This window comes from Clostridium saudiense (assembly GCF_000577815.1).
Taxonomy (GTDB): domain Bacteria; phylum Bacillota; class Clostridia; order Clostridiales; family Clostridiaceae; genus Clostridium; species Clostridium saudiense.
Genome location: NZ_CBYM010000007.1, coordinates 17656 through 39230, shown reverse-complemented (window position 1 = coordinate 39230; position 21575 = coordinate 17656). Strand labels below are relative to the sequence as shown.

Below are 21575 nucleotides of genomic sequence, written 5' to 3'. Positions count from 1 at the left end.
TAAATAAATGATAAGAAAGTTAATTCATATAAGAGGAGTGGATTATAAATAGTGAATAAAAATAAAAAATCCTATATAGCTATTTTTATTATTATAGCAATTGCATTGAGTATTATAGGGGTTAAAACTTTAGCTAGTAATTTAAATATAGATTTTAGTGTAGATTCTTTAAGGCAGTTGATTGATTCTATGAAATATTCAGAATTTATATTTGTAATATTATGGTGTATTAGATTAATTAGTCTTATTCCCGGTGTTACATTAATGATATTAGGAGGATTGATTTTTGAACCAGAAAAGGCAGTTATACTATCATTAGTGGGAGTTTTAATAAGTGATATAATAGTTTTTTTTGTTGCGAGAATTAATTTATTTAAAGGATTGAAAGAAAAAATCAGCGAAAAGCATCCAGAAATAATAGAACTTATTGATTCATACAATTATAAGATACTTGCAGTAGGTGTTTTGTGCCCTGTGGCGCCTACAGATATAATAGTGTTTGTATCATCATATATGGGGATTAGTTTTAAGAAATTTACCTTAATATTTACAGTGTCAAATATGCCTGCTATATTTTTATATAGTTATTTAGGGGAAAGTTTTGATGGCTCTATTATTAATACTGTAATGATAGTTATTACTTTGATAATAACAGGAGTTTTTTCTATAAAGTTATGGAATGAAATGAAATATAAATTAATAAAAGATAATTGATATAAAAGGCAAGTTAACCTTATAAAGATTAATTTGCCTTTTTCTATTCTATAGTTGTTAATGAATCCATTAGCTCTCTAACTTTCCATTCATTCTTTAAATCAGTCATAGTAAGAATCGTATCGCCAGCTTTAATAAGAGTATTTCCTTTTGGAACAATAGAAACTTCATCACGCTTAATTGAAACAATAAGAGTGTTTTCAGGTAGTTTAAGATTATTTAAGTATGTTTTTTCTATTTTGGAACCAAAGTGAACTACGTTAGTAATAATAATTTTTTTTGTACTTTTACTGTGATATTCATTAATATTATTTTTAAGTAAAAGTCTTTTAAGTAATGAGTCATATATAGGAGTACTTTTTAGTAAATCAGCAACTATATATGAAATTATAGATACCACTGAAAGTGATAATAAATGTGTAAATGACCCAGTCATTTCTGTAATAAGAATTATTCCTGTAATAGGAGCTCTAACTATTGCAGTAAAGTACCCAGCCATAGAAATTATAATAAAATTATTAAATAGTGCAGGACTTATTCCAAGATAATTAATTGCAATATAACCAAATACTGCACCAAAGGTTCCACCAATAATTAGAAGTGGAAAGAAAATACCACCAGGAGCACCAGAACCAAAGGATATAATAGAAAATAAAAATTTTGCTACAAGCATTAATAAAAGTAAGCTTAAAGTTGTTGTTAAAGACAATTCTTCAACTATTGCATGACCACCACATAAAACTATAGGAAATAATAAGCCTAAGATTCCTGCAAGTAAAAAAGGTATCATTAGCTTTATTGAAGTAGAACATTTTAATTTAGCATATAAATCTTGCGTCTTTAATGTTATCCAGTTATAAAAAGCACCGAAAATTCCTAAGCAAATTCCTAATATTAATAATATCCAATAATTATTTAAAGGAATAGCTTGAGAGGTTGAGAAGTTAAATACTGGATTTAATCCGAAAAACTGTTTTGAAATAAAATCAGCAACAACTGCAGCCGTGATTGTTGATATTAATACAAGAGGTGAAAAATATTTATAAATTTCCTCTAGAGAAAATAAGACACCTGATAATGGGGCATTAAATGCTGCAGCTAATCCAGCAGTAGCACCACTGCTTATAAGAAGTCTTCTTTCAAGTCTTGTACTTTTGAATTTTTTACTTACTATATCACCTACGCTGGAGCCAAGTTGTACAGAAGGACCTTCTCTTCCTAGAGATAAACCAGAGACAATACAAAGTGTGCCTCCAATAAATTTATTGATTATAATTGAGAGAGGTCTATTTTTTATATATCCTCCCATTACACCTTTAACTTGTGGAATACCACTTCCACTTATGTAGGGTTCTTTATCTATTAGTTTTCCTATAAAAAAGGCTAATAGTATTAAAATGATGAACCATATTGGTATAAGATATTTTTTATCTTTAATAAATGAATAAATAAAAAATGAAAAATCTTCTGCATAGGATAATGCAAATCTATATAATACAACTACAAAAGCAGCAATAATTCCAACGAGAAGACCTTTAAGGACTAGTTTAGAATGATGTTCTCTATCGTTAGTGATTATATCAAAGTTTTTCATTTTATTATCACCTCCAATTAAATTGATATAATACTAGTATAGCATTAGTAAAAGTTTTCATGAAAATATAAATAAAATAAATATAAGAGGAAATTATTAGAATATAAATTATTGCAACTTCAATAGTTTTATTATTATCAGTTATTGGATAAAGAAATACTATTAATAATAAAAAAGTTTTTTATATAAATAATAAAGGTTATAATAAAAATAAATAAAGTATAATTAGAATTTCTGAATAAAGGCCATTAATTAAGCAATAATTGAGGGGGAAGCAAATGAAAAAATTAAGTCATGGTTGTACATTAGATTGTGCAGATTGTTGTAAATTTAATGTATATATAGATAAAAATGAAGTAGTAAAAATAGAAGGAGATGAAGGACATCCTTATACTAAGGGATTTATATGTAAGAAAGGTTTAGCGCATTTAAAAAGAGTAAATCATGAGAAAAGATTATATAATCCTTTATTGAAAGTAAATGGAGAATGGAAAGAAATATCTTTTAAGGAGGCCATAGATATTATGGCAAAAAGATTAAAAGATTATAAAAATGAATTTGGAAGCAGATCTATTTTATATTATGAGCAATATGGAAATGGTTCATTATTAAAAAGTATAGGTGAAAAATTCTTTAATTTTTATGGTGGTGTTAGTTTAGCCAAGGGTGGACCTTGTTGGAGTGCAGGAATTGCGGCACAAAAATTAGATTTTGGAGATTCTAAAAGTCATTCATTAGAAGATATGATGAATAGTAATAATATTTTTGTATGGGGTAAAAACCCTGCTAATACAACAATACATACTATGCAAATGATAAGAAAAGCTAAAGCAAATGGAAGCAAAATAATAGTTATAGATCCAATAGAAACTGCAACTGCAACCTTAAGTGATAAATATATTAGAATTAAGCCAAATGGAGATTTAGCCCTAGCATTAGCAATAGGAAAGGTAATAATTGAAAATGAATTTTTTGATGAAAAGTATATAAAATCATATGTTAATGGATTTGAAGAATATAAAGAATATGTTTTATCTTTAAATATTGAAGAGTTAAGTCTTGAATGTGGAGTAGAAATTAATGAAATTAATGAATTAGTAAGATTATATTGTGAAAAGTATTCTACTATTTTATTAGGTTTTGGAATGCAGAAATATAAAAATGGCGGAATTACTATTAGAGCAATAGATGCTTTAGGCGCTATAACAGGACAAATAGGATTTAGTGGTGGGGGAGTAAATTATGCTAATAAAGTTTATCCTAAAATATTAAATAGTGATCCTTATAATAGTGAAAAAGCAGCTTCTAATAGATATTTTTATACTAGTGAGATTAATGAGTTTATAGAAAAATGTTCTTTAGGTAAAACATATTACAAGAATGATATTTTTATCTGTAATAAAGATAAGGAAAGTGATTATGACTTAAACATTCCAATAAAAATGGCTGTAATAACTAAAAGCAATTTAGTAAATCAGCTTCCAAATGTAAATAAATTGAAAAAGTCCCTATCTAAGATAGATTTTAAGGTGTGCTTTGATATGTTTATGACTGATACTGCAAAGGTATGCGATTTGATTATACCAACGAGTAGTCAACTTGAAAGTGAAGATTTATTATTTAGTTCAATGATGAATCCTTATTTAATATACAATGAGAAATTAATAGAACCTAGGGAAAAATTAATGGATGAATATTATTTCTTCATGGAATTAGCAAAGGAAATGAACTTAAATGATTATCCCTATCTAGAAAAGACAGATTATTTAGAAAAAGTAATAGAGCCATTAAAACATATTAATAGTAATATAAATTTAGAGTTTATAAAAAGTAATTATCTTACTTTACATAAAAATATTGCTTGGGAAGATAAAAAGTTTATGACTAAAAGTAGGAAATTTGAAATTATAAGATTATATGATCTTAATAATAAAGTTAAATGTAGTGAAAATAAAGCAAAGATAAGATTATTAACTAATCATGGAAGAGATAGTTTATCAAGTCAACATTTTATAGATGAAGAGGGAATGTCTATTGCATATATTAATGAAAATATGTCAAAAAGTTTAGATATAGATAATGATGAAATAGTATATTTAAAGTCAGAGAATGGACAAATAAAAGTAAGGATAAAAATAGATAGTTCAATTAGTGATAAAGTTGTAATGATGTTTGTTGGTTGGTGGGAAAAACATGGTAATCCTAATGTTTTAACTAATAGTGGTATTTCAGATATTGGTGGACAAATTACTTATAATGAAACTTTTGTGGATATAATTAAAATATAGTGATTAATTTATGAGTCAGCATTTTATGCTGACTTTTTCTTTTAAGTAAAGTTGCAAATTTATAATTTTGATAATTGAAATTACTAATATGGTTCAATATGATTATGAGCTTCTCTATGAAATCAATATAAAGCAATAATATAATAAACAAAAGATAAAAATATCTATAAAATAATAGACAAAAATAGAAAGTATCTATATGATAATTTTAAGAGCAAGAAAAGGAGTAAGAGAAAATGAGCAATGAAAATAAAAATGAGTTATGGGATTCAAAGATAGAAGATATAAAAAAGGGCTATATAGAAAGAGATGAGTATTATAAATGTTTAATTTGTAATGAAGTTTATACAAAGGGGAGGATTTATGAAGTTGATTCATATTTATATGAAGCTAAAAAAGCTATGGAACTGCATATAAAAGAATATCATAAGTCTATGTTAGATTATTTGTTAAATATGAATACAGCATATACAGGTATTACTGAAGTGCAGAGAGAGTTAATTGTTTTAATTGTACAAGGATTAAGTGATAAAGAAATAGCTAATAAACTTGGTGTAGCTGCATCTACAGTTAGAAATCATAGATATAAGCTAAGAGAAAAGGAAAAGCAAGCAAAATTATTCTTATCAATGATGGAATTATTAGCGTCTCATACAAGTAAAAATATTTGTAAAATGGATAATGAAGAAATATGTGATTCACATGCTGGTGCAACAACATTAGATGATAGGTATAACATTACAGATAAAGAAAAATTACAAACTGTTAAAAGTTATATGACAGAAGAAGGAGCACTTAAAAATTTCCCTGCAAAGGAAAAAAAGAAAATTATAATTTTAGAAGAAATAATGAAAAATTTTCGTAAGGGTAAAATCTATTCTGAAAAAGATATAAATAAAACATTAAAAAGAATATATGAAGATAATGCTACTATAAGAAGATATTTAATTGAATATGGATTTTTAGATAGATCAAAGGATTGTAGCAAGTATTGGGTAAAGGAATAAAGGATTAGGAAAAAACTTTTGGAAACTGCTATAAAATTTCTAGTTGATAAAAATGTTGATAAAATAGGACTAATAGTAATTGAGAAAAATAAGGTAGCTTATGAACTATATAAAAAGAGAGGATTTATAAAAGAAAATACCATAAGTGAGTGGATAGAACTATAAATATAATAAAATCCAAAGATGTAATTAATATATCTTTGGATTTTGTTATTGAAATAATTAAATTACATACTATTGGGGAACTATATTAATGTAGCAAGTATTAATAAGTTTAAGGGAGGTGTAATTTATGCAAATAACATTTAATGGTGATCCTATTACTCTTGTTGGAAACATGCTTAAAGTAGGAGATGATGCACCTGATTTCTTAGTGGTAGATAACACTTTAAAAGATGTAAAGTTGAATGACACAAAAGGAAAAAGAATATTTGTAACTGTACCATCAATAGATACTTCTGTATGCGATATGGAGGTAAGAAAATTTAATGAAGAAGCTTCAAAATTAAATGATGTTACAGTATATGTAGTATCAATGGATTTACCATTTGCACAAGTAAGATGGTGTGGAAATGCTGGTGTTGATAGAGTAAAAACAGTATCAGATTTTAAACAAAAAAGCTTTGGTAAACAATATGGAACATTGATACAAGAGTTTGGATTTTTAACTAGGGCTATATTTGTAGTAGATGAAAATAATAAAATTACATATGTTGAATATTGTAATGATGTAATAAATGAACCCAATTATGAAAAGGTATTGGATGCTGTAAAATAATTTTTATAAAAGGAGATTTTATTATGAGTATAAAAGAATCAATCGAAGAAATGAAAATTCATCATGAAGAAAGAAAAGAAGAGAGACATGAAAGACATGAAGAGAAAAAATTTGCTCATGAAATAAAACATCAAATGAAAGAAGAGGAAAGAGAAGAAAAAAAGGCACAAAGAGAAAAACAACATGAATTAAAGAAGGAATTTAAAGAAGAAGAAAAAGGAGCTGAAAAGATAGCAAAGGATTTAGATAAAGAAATAAGAAAGTATGAAAAAGAAGAAAGAAAGGAACAAAAAGAATTTGCTCATGAATTAAAAAAGCAAATGGAAAAAGAAACTGAATAAAAGAAATTAGCATAAAGGCATATAGAGAGTTGTTTTCTATATGTCTTTTAGTTTATTATATATTATGTAAAAAATATCATTTTAATAATAGTTTTAGATAAATATACAAAATAAAGGTAACATATTTGTAAATATTGCATATGGATGAAAACAGTTACAGGTTGTACAATAAATATATCAAATGAAGTTAATAAATTTAGAAGTTGATTTATGGGAGGAATAAAAAATGGCAAATTTATCATTACAACATATTTATAAAATATATCCAGGGGATGTAACAGCAGTTAAAGATTTTAATTTAGAAATTGAAGACAAAGAGTTTATTGTATTCGTTGGACCATCAGGATGTGGTAAGTCAACAACTTTAAGAATGATTGCAGGGCTAGAAGATATTTCTAAAGGGGAATTATATATAGGGGACAAGCTAGTTAACGATGTTGAACCAAAGGAAAGAGATATAGCAATGGTTTTCCAAAACTACGCATTATATCCACACATGACAGTATTCGATAACATGGCATTTGCATTAAAATTAAGAAAAGTTCCAAAAGCTGAAATAGAACAAAAAGTAACTGAAGCAGCTAAAATATTAGATATTGAACACCTATTAAAGAGAAAGCCAAAAGCTTTATCAGGAGGTCAAAGACAAAGAGTTGCATTAGGAAGAGCTATCGTAAGACATCCAAAAGTATTCTTAATGGATGAGCCTTTATCAAACTTAGATGCTAAATTAAGAGTTCAAATGAGAACAGAAATAACTAAGTTATATAGAAAGTTACAAACTACATTTATATATGTAACACATGACCAAGTAGAAGCTATGACAATGGGTACTAGAATCGTTGTAATGAAGGATGGAGTTATTCAACAAGTCGATTCTCCAATAAATATTTACAATAATCCAGCTAACCTTTTTGTAGCTGGATTCATAGGAAGCCCTCAAATGAACTTCTTAGAAGGAAAAGTAGAAAAAGATGGAAATGATGTTTGTGCGGTATTTGGTGAAAATAAAATAATATTACCAGCTGAAAAGGCTCAAATATTAACAAAATCTGGATATGTTGGTAAGTCAGTAACATTTGGTATTAGACCAGAACACTTGAGTGATGATGCAGATTTAATTGCAGCTAATCCAGGAAGCATTGTAAAAGGGCATGTAGAAGTTATTGAACTTATGGGTTCAGAAAGTTATATATATACAAAATGTGGAAATAATCCGCTGAACATTAAAATTGAAGGTAGTACAGAATTAAAGATTGGTGAAGTAGCAAGTCTTTACTTAAAGGCAGAAAAGTTACATGTATTTGATAAGGAAACAGAATTAAGAGTTGTATAATAATTAATTCGTTGGAGGAGATATTGTGAAATGTATTGAGAAACTGGTAAATGAAGTGTATAACAGTTGTAAAATACCTTTCCAATTAATAATGCACGATGTAGGGGAATATTCTACACCGCAATTTGAAATTGCTCAAAATGAAGTTAATAAGAGATTTATTTATAATAACACTGAGTGCTGCATCAAAATAAATGCAGCATTTAGTGTTACACTTGATTTATTACAACTTTATGTAGAAGAAAGGTTAAATAAAGTATTTTTAAGTAAAAAGAGTATTATTTCAGCATTGTTAGATGGTAAGGAAATTGAAGAAGAAATAATTAAAGCTAGTTGGCCAGTGCTAACAAAAGATTTTGATTTAATAAATATATATATTGATAATTATAAGGATGAAATAATATCATATCTTAAACAGGGATATTCATGTAGTAAAGTAGATATTATAAATTATAAAGGTCAAATCCTTATGTTTGGAAAATTTGAAGACATGCTAGAACATGCTAAAAGCATTAAGGATACTATACAAAGTGTAATTACTTGTAAGTGTTATATTAGTTATTGCAATGTTGAAAATTATTTAACATTAAAAAAACATTATGACGATACAAGATATAAAATTGATTTAGCATTTAAATATAATATTATTGATGGAATATTTGATGCAAACAAGATTATTTTAGAGGGTATAATAGACTCAGTTTCGGAAGAAATGAAAAAAGATGTATATGATAGGTTTGAAAAAGGAATATCAAAGTTAGATAATGAAATGATAAGAACTATGGAAGTTTTCTTTAAATGTGGATTAAATTTAAGTGAAGCTGCAAAAGAATTATATATTCATAGAAATACATTAATTTATAGATTAGATAAGATTCAAAAGTATACAAATTATGATATAAGAGATTTTAATGATGCTGTACTATTAAAGATCATATTCTTTATTTGGAAAGAAAAAAAATCTTGAGAATATTTTGAAAATAGTATATAATAACATTGAAAACGATACCGAAACTGTAAATTTAAGGGTAATTAGAATCTCCTAATATTTCTACCAATTTATTTAATTGGTGGAAATATCCTTAAAATGAGTGGGAATTATTTATCAAAACACCAATAGTATATGGGGTATTAGGAGGAGATAGTTTGGGAAATATTGATACCTTAGTTAATGAAATATATAATAATTCACAAATACCATTTCAATTGAATATTGAAGGAATTGGTAAATATACTACACCAAAATTTAAAAATGCAAATAGTACTGTGGAAAAAGCTATTAAATATAAAGGTGTAGATTATAAGGTTATGGTAAATAATCAACACAATTTAGCAATTGATTTATTAATGTTTTGTTTACAAAGTGCACTTAAAAGCATAATTATTGAAAAAGAAAATTTAATTTCTATGCTCTTAGATGATAATGAGGTGGAAAAGTCAATAATATTAGATATATGGCCACGGTTAAATGGAACATTTCAATTAATGAATATATTTGTTGAAGGAGACACTAACAATATATTAGCATGTATTAAGAAAAGTTATATAAATACCGAAGTAGAAGTTGTATTATATAATGGAAATATAATAGTAATAGGTGATTTACAAGAGACTATTAATCATGCAAAAAAAATAAAAGAAATTATAAATACACAATTTAATAAAAAATGCTATATTAGTTATTGTGAAGTAAGTAATTACAAAAAGATAAGACAAGCATATATTGAAAATCTTAAAAAAATTCAAATAGCAATTAAGTATAAAGTTAATTGTGAAATTTTTGATGACAATGAATTAATATTAGAAGTGATAGTTGATTCAATTTCAGATGAGATGAAACTTAGAATGTATGACAAATTTGCATCGAAAATATCGAATTTAGATGGAGAAATGATAAGAACTATAGAAACGTATTTCAAGTGTGGTTTAAATACAAGTGAAGCAGCTAAAGAATTGTTTATTCATAGAAATACTTTGTTATATAGATTAGATAAGATACAAAAAATAACGTCCTATGATATAAGGGAATTTAACAATGCAATGTTAATGAGGATAATGTTTTTTTATTTAGGAATAAAAAAGCAATTTTAATATTGAAAATATTAAAATTATAAGATACAATTATATTTGGAAACGGTACCGAATGGAGGGTATTTAAAACAAATATATTTAGTGAAAGTATTATTTAATCATGTATAGACATAAGTGACTCATTGGTGTAATATTTAGTAAGATTAATGAATCACTCCAATATAAAAAATGTTTTTGGTGTGGTCCATATCGTATTTTTTTAGATTTTACAGGTAACGATACCATAAATATTTTTTTGAGGAGGTATATTGATGAATATAAGGGATATCGCGAAAATATCCGGGGTTGGAGTTAGTACTGTATCCCGTGTTTTAAATAATCATCCTGATGTTAAAGAAAGTACTCGTGAAAGAGTTTTAGCAGTTATTAGAGAAAGTAATTATGTACCCAATAATAGTGCTAGAATATTAAAACAAAATAATACTAAAAATATAGGTGTTTTAGTAAAAGGGGTTTTTAATCCATTTTTCTCTGAGCTTATTAATGTTATTGGAAGCAAAATTAACGAAAAAAATTATACAATGATTTTACAACAAAATGATTATGTGTTAGAGCATGAAGTAGAAAACATAATTTCATTTGTAAAAGAAAAGAGATTACAAGGGATAATTTGCCTTGGAGGTAACTTTATTGATTTAGATGAAGATAGTTTCAAGAATATTGATGTTCCAGTAGTCTTAACGTCAGTTAATACTGTATCACCTTTAGGTAGAGATAAATATTCTACTGTGGGGATAGATAATCTTCAAGCTTCCTATTCTGCTACAGAATATCTTATAAAAAAAGGCCATACAAACATAGCATTAATGATAGGTGAGGAAAATGACTTTTGTGTTAGTTGGTGGAGATATAAGGGATATATAAAGGCTTTACGGGAATATGATATTGAAGTAAATGATGATAATTTACTTATTGGAGATTATGACACTAAAAAAGCTTACGAAGAAACATTAAAGTTTTTAAAACGTAGAAAAGATATTACTGCAATTTTTGCAATTTCAGATTTTATGGCTATAGGTGCAGCTAGAGCAGTTGTAGATAGTGGATTAGTTGTAGGTAAGGATGTATCTATATTAGGGTTTGATGGTATGGATATTAGTTGTTATTATAACCCAGGAATTTCAACTATAAAGCAACCTAAAAAAGAAATGGCTGAGAAGAGTGTAGAGATATTATTCGAACTTTTAAAGGGCAACGGAGAGAATAAACATATTTTATTAGATACAGAACTTTTAGAGAGAGAATCAAGTTCTTGTATTAATAAAAAATAAAATATTTATTAACGTAAATATAATATAATCAATTAAAATTATCGTGATAAAAGGAGCAGAATTATATGGAAAGAAGTGCAGGGGTTATAATGCATATTGCATCTTTACCAGGGAAGTTTGGTATTGGTACTTTTGGTAAAGAAGCGTATGAATATGTTGAATTTTTATTTAAATCAGGGTTAAAATACTGGCAGATATTGCCTTTAGGACAAACTGGATATGGGGATTCACCTTATCAATCATTTTCAGCATTTGCTGGAAACCCATATTTCATAGACTTTGATATTTTAAATAAAGAAGGAATTCTTAATAAAGAAGATTATGTAAATGAAAATTATGGAGATAATGAAGAATATATTGATTATGGGCGTTTATATGAAGTTAAATATATAGTATTAAAAAGAGCTTATGAAAATTTTAAAAAGCTAAATAATATAGATTTAAAAGCCAAATTTGAAGAGTTTACAAAAGAAAATGATTCATGGTTAGATGATTACTCGCTTTATATGGCAGTTAAGGGTAGATTTGGACTAGTTAGTTGGCAAGAATGGGATGAAGATATCAAGAAGAGAGAACCAGAAGCAATTAATAGATACAAAGACGAATTGTCTGATGAAATAGGATTTTGGTCTTTTATTCAATTCCTATTCTTTAGACAATGGAATGAATTAAAGAGTTATGCTAATGAAAAAGGAATAAATATTATAGGTGATATTCCTATATATGTGGCAGAAGATAGTGCTGATGTATGGAGTAATCCAGAAGCATATTTAATATATGAAGATACGTTAAAACCAATATCAGTAGCTGGATGTCCACCAGATGCTTTTTCAGAAACAGGACAACTATGGGGGAATCCTCTTTACGATTGGAACTATATGGAGAAGACAGGCTATAAGTGGTGGATTAAAAGAGTAGAAGAAAGCTTAAAGCTTTATGATGTAGTTAGAATTGATCACTTTAGAGGTTTTGAAAGCTATTGGGAAATTCCTTATGGTGAAGATACTGCTATTAATGGTAAGTGGGTTAAAGGACCTGGAATTAAATTATTTAAGGCAATTAAAGAAACATTAGGTGAAATAAATGTTATTGCAGAAGATTTAGGGTATTTAACAGATGAGGTTATTGATTTCTTACAAGAAACAGGATTCCCAGGAATGAAGGTATTACAATTTGCTTTTGATGCAAGAGAAGAAAGTAATTATTTACCTCATACTTATACAAGAAATTGTATAGCATATACAGGAACACATGATAATGATACTTTTAGAGGATGGTTTGAGTTAACAGGAAGTAAGAGTGATGTTGAGTATTGTAAAGAGTATTTAGCATTATCAGAAGAAGAAGGATATAACTGGGGCTTTATAAGAGGAGCATGGAGTAGTGTTGCAAATGTTTCAGTAGCATTAATGCAAGACTTCTTAAATCTTGGAAATGAGACAAGGGTTAACTTCCCATCAACTTTAGGAAATAACTGGAAATGGAGAGCTAAAGAAGGTAGTTATAATACTGAATTAGCAGATAAAATTTACAAGTATACAAAAATGTATGGAAGATGTTAATTATAATAAAGGACTATTGCGTAAATGCAATAGTCCTTTGATTTTTTATTCATCATATATCAGTTACATATAACATAAATATAAATATATAAATTTATATTTTATGAGGCAAGGGTATGAATAAGAAATGTGTATATGATTTTTTTATAGGATTGCTTGCGCTTATGTTAACGTTAATGTTGATTATAGAAATTTTCATTAATATTCCCAAAGAGGTAAGTTGGACATTTTATTATATTGATAATATAGTCAGATTGATATTTATAGGTGATTACGTTACAAGACTTGCAATAAGTAAAGAAAAAAGGAAATTTATAAAAGAAAATTTAATAGATTTGTTTTCAATATTTTCTATAAGATTTTATGTTAGAGTTTTAGGTTTTACTATTATTCCTTCAAAAGTTAATTCTTCATATTGTATAAAAGCTATTAAATCTATTATGTTAATTATTTGTGCAATAAAATTTAAAATAAGAGTCAAGGATGAAATTAGAAAAAGTAGGTTAAATTTTTTATTAGTTGTTTCTACTATTTTTATAGTAATAGGGGCTGTATTAATATCTATAGTTGAAGGTATGTCAATAGGAGATGCTTTATGGTGGAGTTTTGTAACATTTACTACGGTTGGGTATGGTGATATTTTATTAAAAACTCAATTAGGTAAAGCAATTGCTGTTTTATTAATGATTATAGGTATAGGTGTTATAGGAGTTATAACAACTAGTATTACATTATACATAATAAATGGCGGTAAAAAGATAGAAAAAACATATGAGGAAAAAGTCATTGAAGATATTAAGAGTATGCTTGATAATTTTGATGATTTAAGTAATGAGGATTTAGACAATATTGTAAAGATACTAAAGGCTTTAAAGAAATAAATGGAAAAATATACTTGAAATTAATTTATTAATAACATAAAATTATATTATAGTTTTTAAATTTTGCGCAGGTGTGCTGGAATAGGCAGACAGGATAGATTGAGGGTCTATTGAGGGATTCCTCGTGTGGGTTCAAGTCCCACCATCTGCACCAATAATAGAACTGCATCAAAGGTATATGTGAATATATTTTTGATGTGGCTCTTTTTTTATAGAAATTTTCGGGAGGATTTATAAATGAAAAAAATAGTAATACTTGATGGTAAAACTTTAGGAGATATTAGTATAGAAAAACTTAATGAAATTGGAGAAGTGCAATATTATGAAGCTACAGATGAAAGTCAAGTAGTTGAAAGAATAAAGGATGCTAATATAATATTAACTAATAAAGTAGTGTTAAATAGAAATAACATGAAAGATGCAAAAAATCTTGAATTCATTGCAGAAACAGCTACAGGATTTAATAACATAGATATAGATTATGCTAAAGAGCATAAAATAGGGGTAGCTAATGTAGCTGGATATTCAACAAATGCTGTAGTTCAACATACATTTGCTAGTGCACTAGGACTATTAGATCAAGTAGTATATTATGATAGGTATGTAAAGGAGGGTGAATATTCAAAATCAGGATCTTTTACATGTTTAAATAAACCTTATTATGAAATTGAAAATAAAGTATGGGGAATTATAGGTCTAGGAGCAATAGGAAATAGGGTAGGAAAGATAGCAGAAGCTTTTGGTGCGGAGGTAATATATTATTCTACTTCTGGCAAAAACTCTTCTACTCAATTTAAAAAAGTATCTTTTGAAGAGTTATTAGAAAAAAGTGATATTATTTCTATACATGCTCCATTAAATGAAAATACAAAGGGATTAATTAATTATGAAGCATTAATTAAGATGAAGAGTAGTGCAATACTAGTAAATATGGGCAGAGGGCCTATTGTTGTAGAAAAGGATTTAGCTAGGGCTATTGAGGAAGAGCAAATAAGAGGGGCTGCGCTAGATGTCTATGAGACAGAGCCAGTTGGTGAAGATAATATTTTATTATCAATAAAAAATAAAGATAAGCTTCTTTTATCACCACATATTGCATGGGCAAGCATAGAGGCGCGTGAAAGATTATTTAATGAAGTTGTAGAAAATATTAAAGCTTTTTATAATGGAAAAGATAGAAATAGAGTTGATAAATAAAATAATTATGTTCATTGACAAATATAAAGCAATATAGTAATATTATAGAAAATAAAATAAATATTGCTAGGAATGAGAGTAGTAAAGAATCCATGGTTTTTCAGAGAGTAGACGGTTGCTGCGAGTCTATAAATTATATTTTTGAACTCGCTCATGAGCTATAAGGGTGAACTTTTAGTAGCTCTTATCGGTTAATACCGTTATTTTAATTAAGTATAAATTTTGGATGGTACCGCGTAAATACGCTCCAATGGAGGGTAATATTACGCGTTTTTTTTATTTATTATAATAATATGTTAATAATTTATTTTATTTATATATAAGGGGGCATTTATACATGTTAAATTACAGTAAGTATAGGAGATTTGAAACAATCAGTTTGAAGGAAAGAACATGGCCAAATAATGTTATTGAAAAAGCACCAATTTGGTGTAGTGTTGATTTAAGAGATGGAAATCAAGCTCTTATAAATCCAATGAATATAGATGAAAAAGTAGAATTCTTTAATATGTTAGTTAAATTGGGGTTTAAAGAAATTGAAGTTGGTTTCCCTTCATCATCTCAGATTGAATTTGATTTTTTAAGAAGATTAGTAGAGGATAATTGTATTCCTGATGATGTAGTAGTACAAGTATTAACTCAGGCAAGGCCACATTTAATAGAAAGAACTTTTGAAGCTTTACAAGGAGTAAAACAAGCTATAGTTCATATATATAATTCAACTTCAGTTTTACAAAGAGATGTAGTATTCAATATGAGTAAAGAAGAAATAAAGAATATTGCAGTTGAGGGGACAAAGCTTGTAAAAAAATATACTTCTGATTTTGAGGGGAAAATATTTTTAGAATATTCACCTGAAAGTTTTACTGGAACAGAAGTAGAATATGCATTAGAAGTTTGTGATGCAGTTGCTGATGCTTGGGGTGCAACTAGTGAAAATAAGATTATTATAAATTTACCATCAACAGTACAAATGGATACACCAAATGTATTTGCTGATCAAATAGAATATATGTGTCAAAATTTTAAGAATAGAGATAGAATTATTGTTAGTGTTCATCCGCATAATGATAGAGGTACAGGTGTTGCTGATGCTGAGTTAGCTTTATTAGCAGGAGCAGATAGAGTTGAAGGAACATTATTTGGTAATGGAGAAAGAACAGGTAATGTAGATATATTAACGGTTGCATATAATATGTTTTCACATGGAGTTAATCCAATGTTAAATCTTGAAAATATAAATGATATAATTGAGATTTATGAAAGATGTGTAAAAATACCAGTACCGGTTAGACATCCTTATGCAGGAAATTTAGTATTTACTGCATTTTCAGGTTCACATCAAGATGCAATAAATAAAGGGATGAAGAAATATGAAGAAAGAGGCTCAAAAATATGGCAAGTACCATATTTGCCTGTTGATCCAAGTGATCTTGGAAGAGAATATGAACCATTAGTTAGAATTAATAGTCAATCAGGTAAAGGTGGAGTTGCATTTGTAATGGATCATTGTTTTGGATTTAAATTACCTAAATCAATGCAACAGGAATTTGCAGAAGTGGTACAAAAAATTTCTGAGAAAAAAGGTGAAGTTCAGCCAAACGAAATTATGGATGCATTTAAAGAGCAGTATTTATCTTTACAGGAACCTTTTAAATTAATAAGTATTTCTATATCAGATATCAATAGTGATACAGAGAAAACAACGAAAGTAAATGCTGTTATTAATTATAAAGGAGAAGAACGTGAAATAGAAGGTATAGGTAATGGACCAATAGATTCATTAGGTAAAGCATTATCTAATAGTAAATTAATAGATGTTAGTATAATTGATTATAAGGAACATGCATTGAGTACAGGTTCTGAAGCTGAAGCAGCAGCATATGTTTATATGAGTAGAAATGATACTAACAAAAAGACATTTGGTGTTGGAGTTGATAGTAATATTACGAGAGCTTCAATAAAGTCTATAATAAGTGCTTTAAATAGATTGTATGGAAGTAAATAAAAATTTTTATATTGATTGATTTGAAATTTATGTATATAATAAGCTTTATAAGTTAATATGTTCGGTTGAAGGTAATGGGAGAGCGATTTAGATCCACCGAAGAAGTAAATCTTTCAGGTATTAGGACCGTTACTGGACGAGCCTCTGGAGAGACTCATAAGAGCACCGAAGGAGCAAGGTTTAATTTAAAGTTAAACTGAAACTCTCAGGTAAAAGGACAGGGGATTAAGATTAGTTAAAAGTTAATAGTTAATAGTTAGTAGTTAAGGTTTAAACTCATTATTGAGTTTATTAGTTTTATCTTATGGATAGTAATTTACAACCAATTTTTAGGTTAGAGATAACAAGGAATAAGATTTAGATAACGAATTCTAATATTAAGATTGCATAAAAATTTAATCTTAATATTAGAAATTCACTTTATATTAAAAAATTCAGGTTACCTGAATTTTACCTTAGCGCCTAACTAAAAACTCTTAACTAAAAACTAACTCTAATCTCCTCCTATAAATTTATAATTTTAAGGAGGATTTTTTTATGGAATTTTTAAATGGAGTTGAAAAAGTATTAAATAGTATTGATGGGATAGTATGGGGGCCACCTTTGCTAATATTATTAGTAGGAACAGGAATATACTTTACTTTTAAATTAAAGTTAATACAAGTATTTAAATTACCACTAGCACTTAAATATTTATTTGTTAAAGATGATGAAGAAGGTGATGAAGAGGCAAAAGGTGATGTATCAAGTTTTGCGGCATTATGTACTGCTTTATCAGCTACAATAGGGACAGGAAACATCGTTGGTGTAGCAACGGCTATTGCAGCAGGGGGACCAGGAGCTTTATTTTGGATGTGGATTGCTGCATTTTTTGGAATGGCAACTAAATATGCAGAAGGAGTTTTAGCTATAAAATATAGGGAAGTAGATGAAAATGGACAAATGTCAGGTGGACCTATGTATTATATAGAAAAAGGTCTTGGTAATAAATTTTTAGCTAAAATGTTTGCTGTGTTTGGCGTAGGGGTAGCACTTCTTGGAATAGGTACATTTGGACAAGTAAATTCTATATCTAAAGCAGCATTAATATCTTTTAATATTCCTTTATGGTGTACTGCTATTATAGTAACTGTATTAGTTGCATTAGTAACTTTAGGTGGTATAAAAAGAATATCAAATGTTGCTGAAAAGATTGTACCATCAATGGCTATATTATATATATTAGGTGCATTATTAGTATTAGGATTTAATTTAAAAGAAATACCTTCAGCAATAATGTTAATAATAAATAGTGCATTTAATCCAAAGGCAGCATTAGGTGGTACAGCAGGTATTACTGTAGCTTTAGCCATTCAAAGAGGTGTTGGAAGAGGCGTGTTTTCAAATGAAGCAGGTCTTGGTAGTGCACCAATAGCAGCTGCTGCGGCTAAAACAAAATCACCAGTTAAGCAAGGTTTAATTTCAATGACGGGTACATTTATTGACACAATAATAATATGTACTATGACAGGTCTTGCAATTGTATTAACAGGAAGCTTTAACAGTGGTCTTGAGGGTGCTGAAATGACTACATTTGCATTTCAACAAGGATTACCATTTGCAGTTATAGGAAAGTATATAGTAAATATAGGATTAATTTTCTTTGCATTTACTACTATAATAGGATGGAATTATTATGGAGAAAGATGTATTCAATATTTAACAGGTGTAAAGGGCATTATATTTTATAAGATAATATTTATTGTTTTTGTAGCAGTAGGTCCATTCTTATCACTAGATTTAGTATTTATAATAGCTGATATAGTAAATGGATTGATGGCATTACCTAATTTAGTTGGATTAATTGGATTAAGAAATGTAGTAATAAATGAAACTAATGAGTTTTTTCAAGAATTTAAGAGGGAACAAAGTAATGCTTTAGAGAAAGTTTATGAAATAGAATAATGAAAAAGTTGAATCTGTTATAGGTTTTAGATTATAAATTTAGCCTATAACAGATTTTTTTATTATATATGTATTTTTAAAATTATGGTTACTTTAGTAATAAAAATATACTTAAAAAGGTAAAATAAAGTATAGGAGGTAAATATGATTTATAAATATCCAAAGGTGTAGCTTTAAAATATAGATGGAAAAGTGAAGCCACTAAAGAGTATTTTAAAATTATAGGAGAGTTTAAGATGAAAAGTAATATTAAATACAGAGGTTTAAATAGTTATGTTTTATCTGATAAGAAAACTATGCTTTATAAATTTGCTATGATAATTATTTTATCTTCATTGATGATTGTAACTATATTTAGTACAATAAAAATTAAAATTTCTCAAAGTGTTACAAATGTAAGATATATAAGTGAAGAAACAGGAAATGATAACATAAACGATAGTATTGAAGAGGAAAATAGTGCAGATGTAAATTCAGATATAAGTAATGAAAAAGTAGTAGAGGTAAATTTTAATGTTAATTTGGATGATGATAAGATAGAATTTTTAAATAAAATATCTCATGGCGCTATTAAAAGTTATGAGGAGTATGGGATTTTACCATCAATTACTATAGCTCAAGCCATATTAGAATCAGGATGGGGGCAATCAGACCTTGCAGTTACCCATAATAATTTATTTGGAATAAAAGCAGATTCTAGATGGAGCGGAGCCATTGCAACAGTCTCTACAAGTGAAAATTATAATGATACTACTATAGCTAACTTTAGAAAGTATGATAATATTGAAGATTCAATTGAAGATCATGGAAGATTTCTATATGAAAATTCAAGATATGCGGAATCAGGATTATTTTCAGGAAAGAATTATAAAGAACAGGCGCAAGCATTAGAAAATGCAGGGTATAGTACAGTTAGAAATGCAGATGGGGTAGCAGTTTATGCAGATAAATTAATTGCATTAATAGAAAAATATAATTTAATGGAATATGATAATAAAGTTAAATAGTAATATTAATAAAAGAGTTAAATGATTAAGGATTTATAAACATTTAACTCTTATTTTATGTGAATATAATTAATATTTTTCTGTAAATGTACGCTCATTTGGAAGAATTTCAATTTTCTTTTGGTAAAGTTCATCAACTCTAATGAACCTATTACCTTTTTTTATATCTTTAATATATTTAGTTATAGAAGAATCATCTCCTTGAACTTCCATTTCAACCATACCATTTTCCATATTTCTTACCCAACCAGTTAAATCATACTTTCTTGCAGTCATAGTACAAAAAAATCTAAATCCAACACCTTGGACACGACCATCTACTATTATGTAATATCTAACCATAAAATCCTCCTAAAAATAATATAATCTATTATAGATTATATCATATGTGATTTTGATGTTAATAATATGTTTATTTATAATTTTAAATTATAATATTTATAAAAAAACAGAATTATATACTATGAATGTATATAATTCTGTTTTTTATAATACTATTGAGAAAGCACTTCAGTAAATGCTGATTCGTATAATTTTAAAGTTTCTTGATTTAAATTAGTAAATAAGACACATTTATCTAATATAGAATCAGAAGGATATGCAGCTGGATTATTTTTAGTTTCATCATCAAGTAAATCATATGCTGCAGTATTAGGAGTAGAATATCCTATATAATCAACATTTTCTTTTGCGTTTTCAGGATCGCATAAGAAGTTGATAAATGCTTCAGCACCAGCTTTATTAGGAGCATCCTTAGGAATACATAAAGCATCAACCCATTTATTTGAGCCTTCTTCTGGAATAACATATTTCATGTCAGGATTTTCATTCATTATATATATTGCATCTCCAGACCAAACAGCAGCAAGCATTTTTTCACCTGTAATCATATTATCTTTGACTTCATCAACAACGTAAACAGGATTTGTTAATTTTCTTTGTTCTAATAATTCATCTTTAGCTGCATCTATTTCACTAGGAACATCTGAATTAATAGAATATCCAGCTTTAATTAAAGCTATAGCTAAAGAATCTCTTAAAGAATTAAACATATATACTTCATCTTTATATTTGCTATCCCAAAGTATATCCCAACTAGTTACAGGTTCTGTAATTCTAGAACTGTCATAGATAATACCAATAGTACCCCACATATATGGCACAGAGTATTCATTTGTTGGATCGTAAGATAAGTTTTTATAATTTTCACCTATATATTGATAGTTAGGAATATTGTTATAATCTATTGTTTCTAGCAAATCTTCTTGTATCATTTTTTCAATCATATAATCAGAAGGAACTACTAAGTCGTATGTACCAGGATTAGTTTTTACCTTTTGATACATGATTTCATTAGTATCATAAGTTGAGTAATTAACTTTAATTCCAGTTTCTTTTTCAAATTTTCTAATTAGAGCTTCATCAATATAGTCTCCTACATTAAAGAAATTTATTGTTCCATTTTCACCAACATTACTATTTCCACAGCCAGTGAAAAGAGAAGCAGTTAATATTGCAGCAGCTGCTAATGCAACTAAAGATTTTAATTTTTTCAA

Annotated in this window: 19 protein-coding genes, 1 tRNA gene, 2 riboswitches and 1 other annotated feature; of the genes, 17 read left to right on the top strand and 3 right to left on the bottom strand. The window is 27.5% G+C overall.

Annotated features, from left to right (window positions below; translation table 11 throughout):
* Positions 1-51: 51 nt before the first annotated feature.
* Positions 52-714, top strand: a complete 663-nt coding sequence (locus tag TY07_RS05280) for a TVP38/TMEM64 family protein (protein ID WP_052330621.1) — start codon at positions 52-54, stop codon at positions 712-714.
* A 43-nt stretch (positions 715-757) separates the two neighbouring features.
* Here TY07_RS05280 and TY07_RS05275 read toward each other — a convergent pair whose 3' ends face one another.
* Positions 758-2308, bottom strand: a complete 1551-nt coding sequence (locus tag TY07_RS05275; protein ID WP_042396361.1) for a ClC family H(+)/Cl(-) exchange transporter — start codon at positions 2306-2308, stop codon at positions 758-760.
* A gap of 278 nt (positions 2309-2586) precedes the next feature.
* On the opposite strand from TY07_RS05275, the gene TY07_RS05270 reads away from it, so the two are divergent.
* The 16 genes from TY07_RS05270 to TY07_RS17200 all read left to right on the top strand — a co-directional run bounded on the left by TY07_RS05270 (position 2587) and on the right by TY07_RS17200 (position 20019).
* Positions 2587-4596 (top strand): molybdopterin-dependent oxidoreductase, encoded by a 2010-nt coding sequence (locus tag TY07_RS05270; RefSeq protein ID WP_042396360.1) that lies wholly within the window; start codon positions 2587-2589, stop codon positions 4594-4596.
* 236 nt (positions 4597-4832) lie between these two features.
* Positions 4833-5603: a DUF2087 domain-containing protein gene (locus TY07_RS05265; RefSeq protein WP_042396357.1), complete on the top strand. Its 771-nt coding sequence runs from the start codon at positions 4833-4835 to the stop codon at positions 5601-5603.
* Between the two features lie 18 nt (positions 5604-5621).
* Positions 5622-5768 carry an N-acetyltransferase gene (locus TY07_RS18020; RefSeq protein ID WP_207743549.1) on the top strand — a complete coding sequence of 49 codons (147 nt, stop codon included), beginning with the start codon at positions 5622-5624 and terminating at the stop codon, positions 5766-5768.
* A 127-nt stretch (positions 5769-5895) separates the two neighbouring features.
* On the top strand, positions 5896-6381 hold the full coding sequence (tpx, locus tag TY07_RS05260) for a thiol peroxidase (protein WP_042396355.1): 486 nt from the start codon (positions 5896-5898) through the stop codon (positions 6379-6381).
* 23 nt (positions 6382-6404) lie between these two features.
* A complete protein-coding gene (locus TY07_RS05255; protein ID WP_042396353.1) occupies positions 6405-6722 on the top strand; it encodes a hypothetical protein in 318 nt (105 codons plus the stop codon).
* Between the two features lie 226 nt (positions 6723-6948).
* Entirely contained in the window at positions 6949-8058 is a 1110-nt protein-coding gene (locus TY07_RS05250) for an ABC transporter ATP-binding protein (RefSeq protein WP_042396351.1), read from the top strand.
* Between the two features lie 25 nt (positions 8059-8083).
* A complete protein-coding gene (locus TY07_RS05245; RefSeq protein ID WP_042396349.1) occupies positions 8084-9025 on the top strand; it encodes a PucR family transcriptional regulator in 942 nt (313 codons plus the stop codon).
* 179 nt (positions 9026-9204) lie between these two features.
* Positions 9205-10149 (top strand): PucR family transcriptional regulator, encoded by a 945-nt coding sequence (locus TY07_RS05240; RefSeq protein WP_052330619.1) that lies wholly within the window; start codon positions 9205-9207, stop codon positions 10147-10149.
* 251 nt (positions 10150-10400) lie between these two features.
* Positions 10401-11420 (top strand): LacI family DNA-binding transcriptional regulator, encoded by a 1020-nt coding sequence (locus TY07_RS05235; RefSeq protein WP_042396347.1) that lies wholly within the window; start codon positions 10401-10403, stop codon positions 11418-11420.
* Positions 11421-11485: 65 nt separating this feature from the next.
* Entirely contained in the window at positions 11486-12982 is a 1497-nt protein-coding gene (gene malQ, locus TY07_RS05230; protein ID WP_042396345.1) for a 4-alpha-glucanotransferase, read from the top strand.
* A gap of 116 nt (positions 12983-13098) precedes the next feature.
* A complete protein-coding gene (locus tag TY07_RS05225; RefSeq protein WP_042396343.1) occupies positions 13099-13863 on the top strand; it encodes a potassium channel family protein in 765 nt (254 codons plus the stop codon).
* A gap of 67 nt (positions 13864-13930) precedes the next feature.
* A tRNA-Leu gene (locus TY07_RS05220) sits at positions 13931-14017 on the top strand.
* A gap of 83 nt (positions 14018-14100) precedes the next feature.
* Complete coding sequence (locus TY07_RS05215; RefSeq protein WP_042396341.1) at positions 14101-15060, top strand: D-2-hydroxyacid dehydrogenase; 960 nt, start codon at positions 14101-14103, stop codon at positions 15058-15060.
* A 59-nt stretch (positions 15061-15119) separates the two neighbouring features.
* Positions 15120-15313 (top strand) — a binding site (T-box leader).
* Between the two features lie 84 nt (positions 15314-15397).
* Positions 15398-17068: a 2-isopropylmalate synthase gene (leuA, locus tag TY07_RS05210; RefSeq protein ID WP_042396339.1), complete on the top strand. Its 1671-nt coding sequence runs from the start codon at positions 15398-15400 to the stop codon at positions 17066-17068.
* A 65-nt stretch (positions 17069-17133) separates the two neighbouring features.
* A riboswitch (glycine riboswitch) is annotated at positions 17134-17207 on the top strand.
* Positions 17208-17299: riboswitch (glycine riboswitch) on the top strand.
* Positions 17300-17605: 306 nt separating this feature from the next.
* Positions 17606-19012 carry an alanine/glycine:cation symporter family protein gene (locus TY07_RS05205; protein ID WP_042396338.1) on the top strand — a complete coding sequence of 469 codons (1407 nt, stop codon included), beginning with the start codon at positions 17606-17608 and terminating at the stop codon, positions 19010-19012.
* Positions 19013-19248: 236 nt separating this feature from the next.
* A complete protein-coding gene (locus TY07_RS17200; RefSeq protein WP_052330618.1) occupies positions 19249-20019 on the top strand; it encodes a glycoside hydrolase family 73 protein in 771 nt (256 codons plus the stop codon).
* A 69-nt stretch (positions 20020-20088) separates the two neighbouring features.
* Here the strand turns inward: TY07_RS17200 and TY07_RS05195 are convergent, their stop codons facing one another.
* Complete coding sequence (locus TY07_RS05195) at positions 20089-20361, bottom strand: acylphosphatase (RefSeq protein WP_042396335.1); 273 nt, start codon at positions 20359-20361, stop codon at positions 20089-20091.
* 152 nt (positions 20362-20513) lie between these two features.
* Positions 20514-21575 carry an ABC transporter substrate-binding protein gene (locus tag TY07_RS05190; RefSeq protein ID WP_042396333.1) on the bottom strand — a complete coding sequence of 354 codons (1062 nt, stop codon included), beginning with the start codon at positions 21573-21575 and terminating at the stop codon, positions 20514-20516.

What these genes read in the sequence shown, in the direction of transcription:
- TY07_RS05265 (WP_042396357.1), top strand. Translation starts at nt 4,833, where the DNA reads ATGAGCAATGAAAATAAAAATGAGTTATGGGATTCAAAGATAGAAGAT.
- leuA (WP_042396339.1), top strand. Translation starts at nt 15,398, where the DNA reads ATGTTAAATTACAGTAAGTATAGGAGATTTGAAACAATCAGTTTGAAG.
- TY07_RS05195 (WP_042396335.1), bottom strand. Translation starts at nt 20,361, where the DNA reads ATGGTTAGATATTACATAATAGTAGATGGTCGTGTCCAAGGTGTTGGA.
- TY07_RS05250 (WP_042396351.1), top strand. Translation starts at nt 6,949, where the DNA reads ATGGCAAATTTATCATTACAACATATTTATAAAATATATCCAGGGGAT.
- TY07_RS05225 (WP_042396343.1), top strand. Translation starts at nt 13,099, where the DNA reads ATGAATAAGAAATGTGTATATGATTTTTTTATAGGATTGCTTGCGCTT.
- TY07_RS05270 (WP_042396360.1), top strand. Translation starts at nt 2,587, where the DNA reads ATGAAAAAATTAAGTCATGGTTGTACATTAGATTGTGCAGATTGTTGT.
- TY07_RS05235 (WP_042396347.1), top strand. Translation starts at nt 10,401, where the DNA reads ATGAATATAAGGGATATCGCGAAAATATCCGGGGTTGGAGTTAGTACT.
- TY07_RS05275 (WP_042396361.1), bottom strand. Translation starts at nt 2,308, where the DNA reads ATGAAAAACTTTGATATAATCACTAACGATAGAGAACATCATTCTAAA.
- tpx (WP_042396355.1), top strand. Translation starts at nt 5,896, where the DNA reads ATGCAAATAACATTTAATGGTGATCCTATTACTCTTGTTGGAAACATG.
- TY07_RS05255 (WP_042396353.1), top strand. Translation starts at nt 6,405, where the DNA reads ATGAGTATAAAAGAATCAATCGAAGAAATGAAAATTCATCATGAAGAA.
- TY07_RS05205 (WP_042396338.1), top strand. Translation starts at nt 17,606, where the DNA reads ATGGAATTTTTAAATGGAGTTGAAAAAGTATTAAATAGTATTGATGGG.
- malQ (WP_042396345.1), top strand. Translation starts at nt 11,486, where the DNA reads ATGGAAAGAAGTGCAGGGGTTATAATGCATATTGCATCTTTACCAGGG.
- TY07_RS05215 (WP_042396341.1), top strand. Translation starts at nt 14,101, where the DNA reads ATGAAAAAAATAGTAATACTTGATGGTAAAACTTTAGGAGATATTAGT.
- TY07_RS17200 (WP_052330618.1), top strand. Translation starts at nt 19,249, where the DNA reads ATGAAAAGTAATATTAAATACAGAGGTTTAAATAGTTATGTTTTATCT.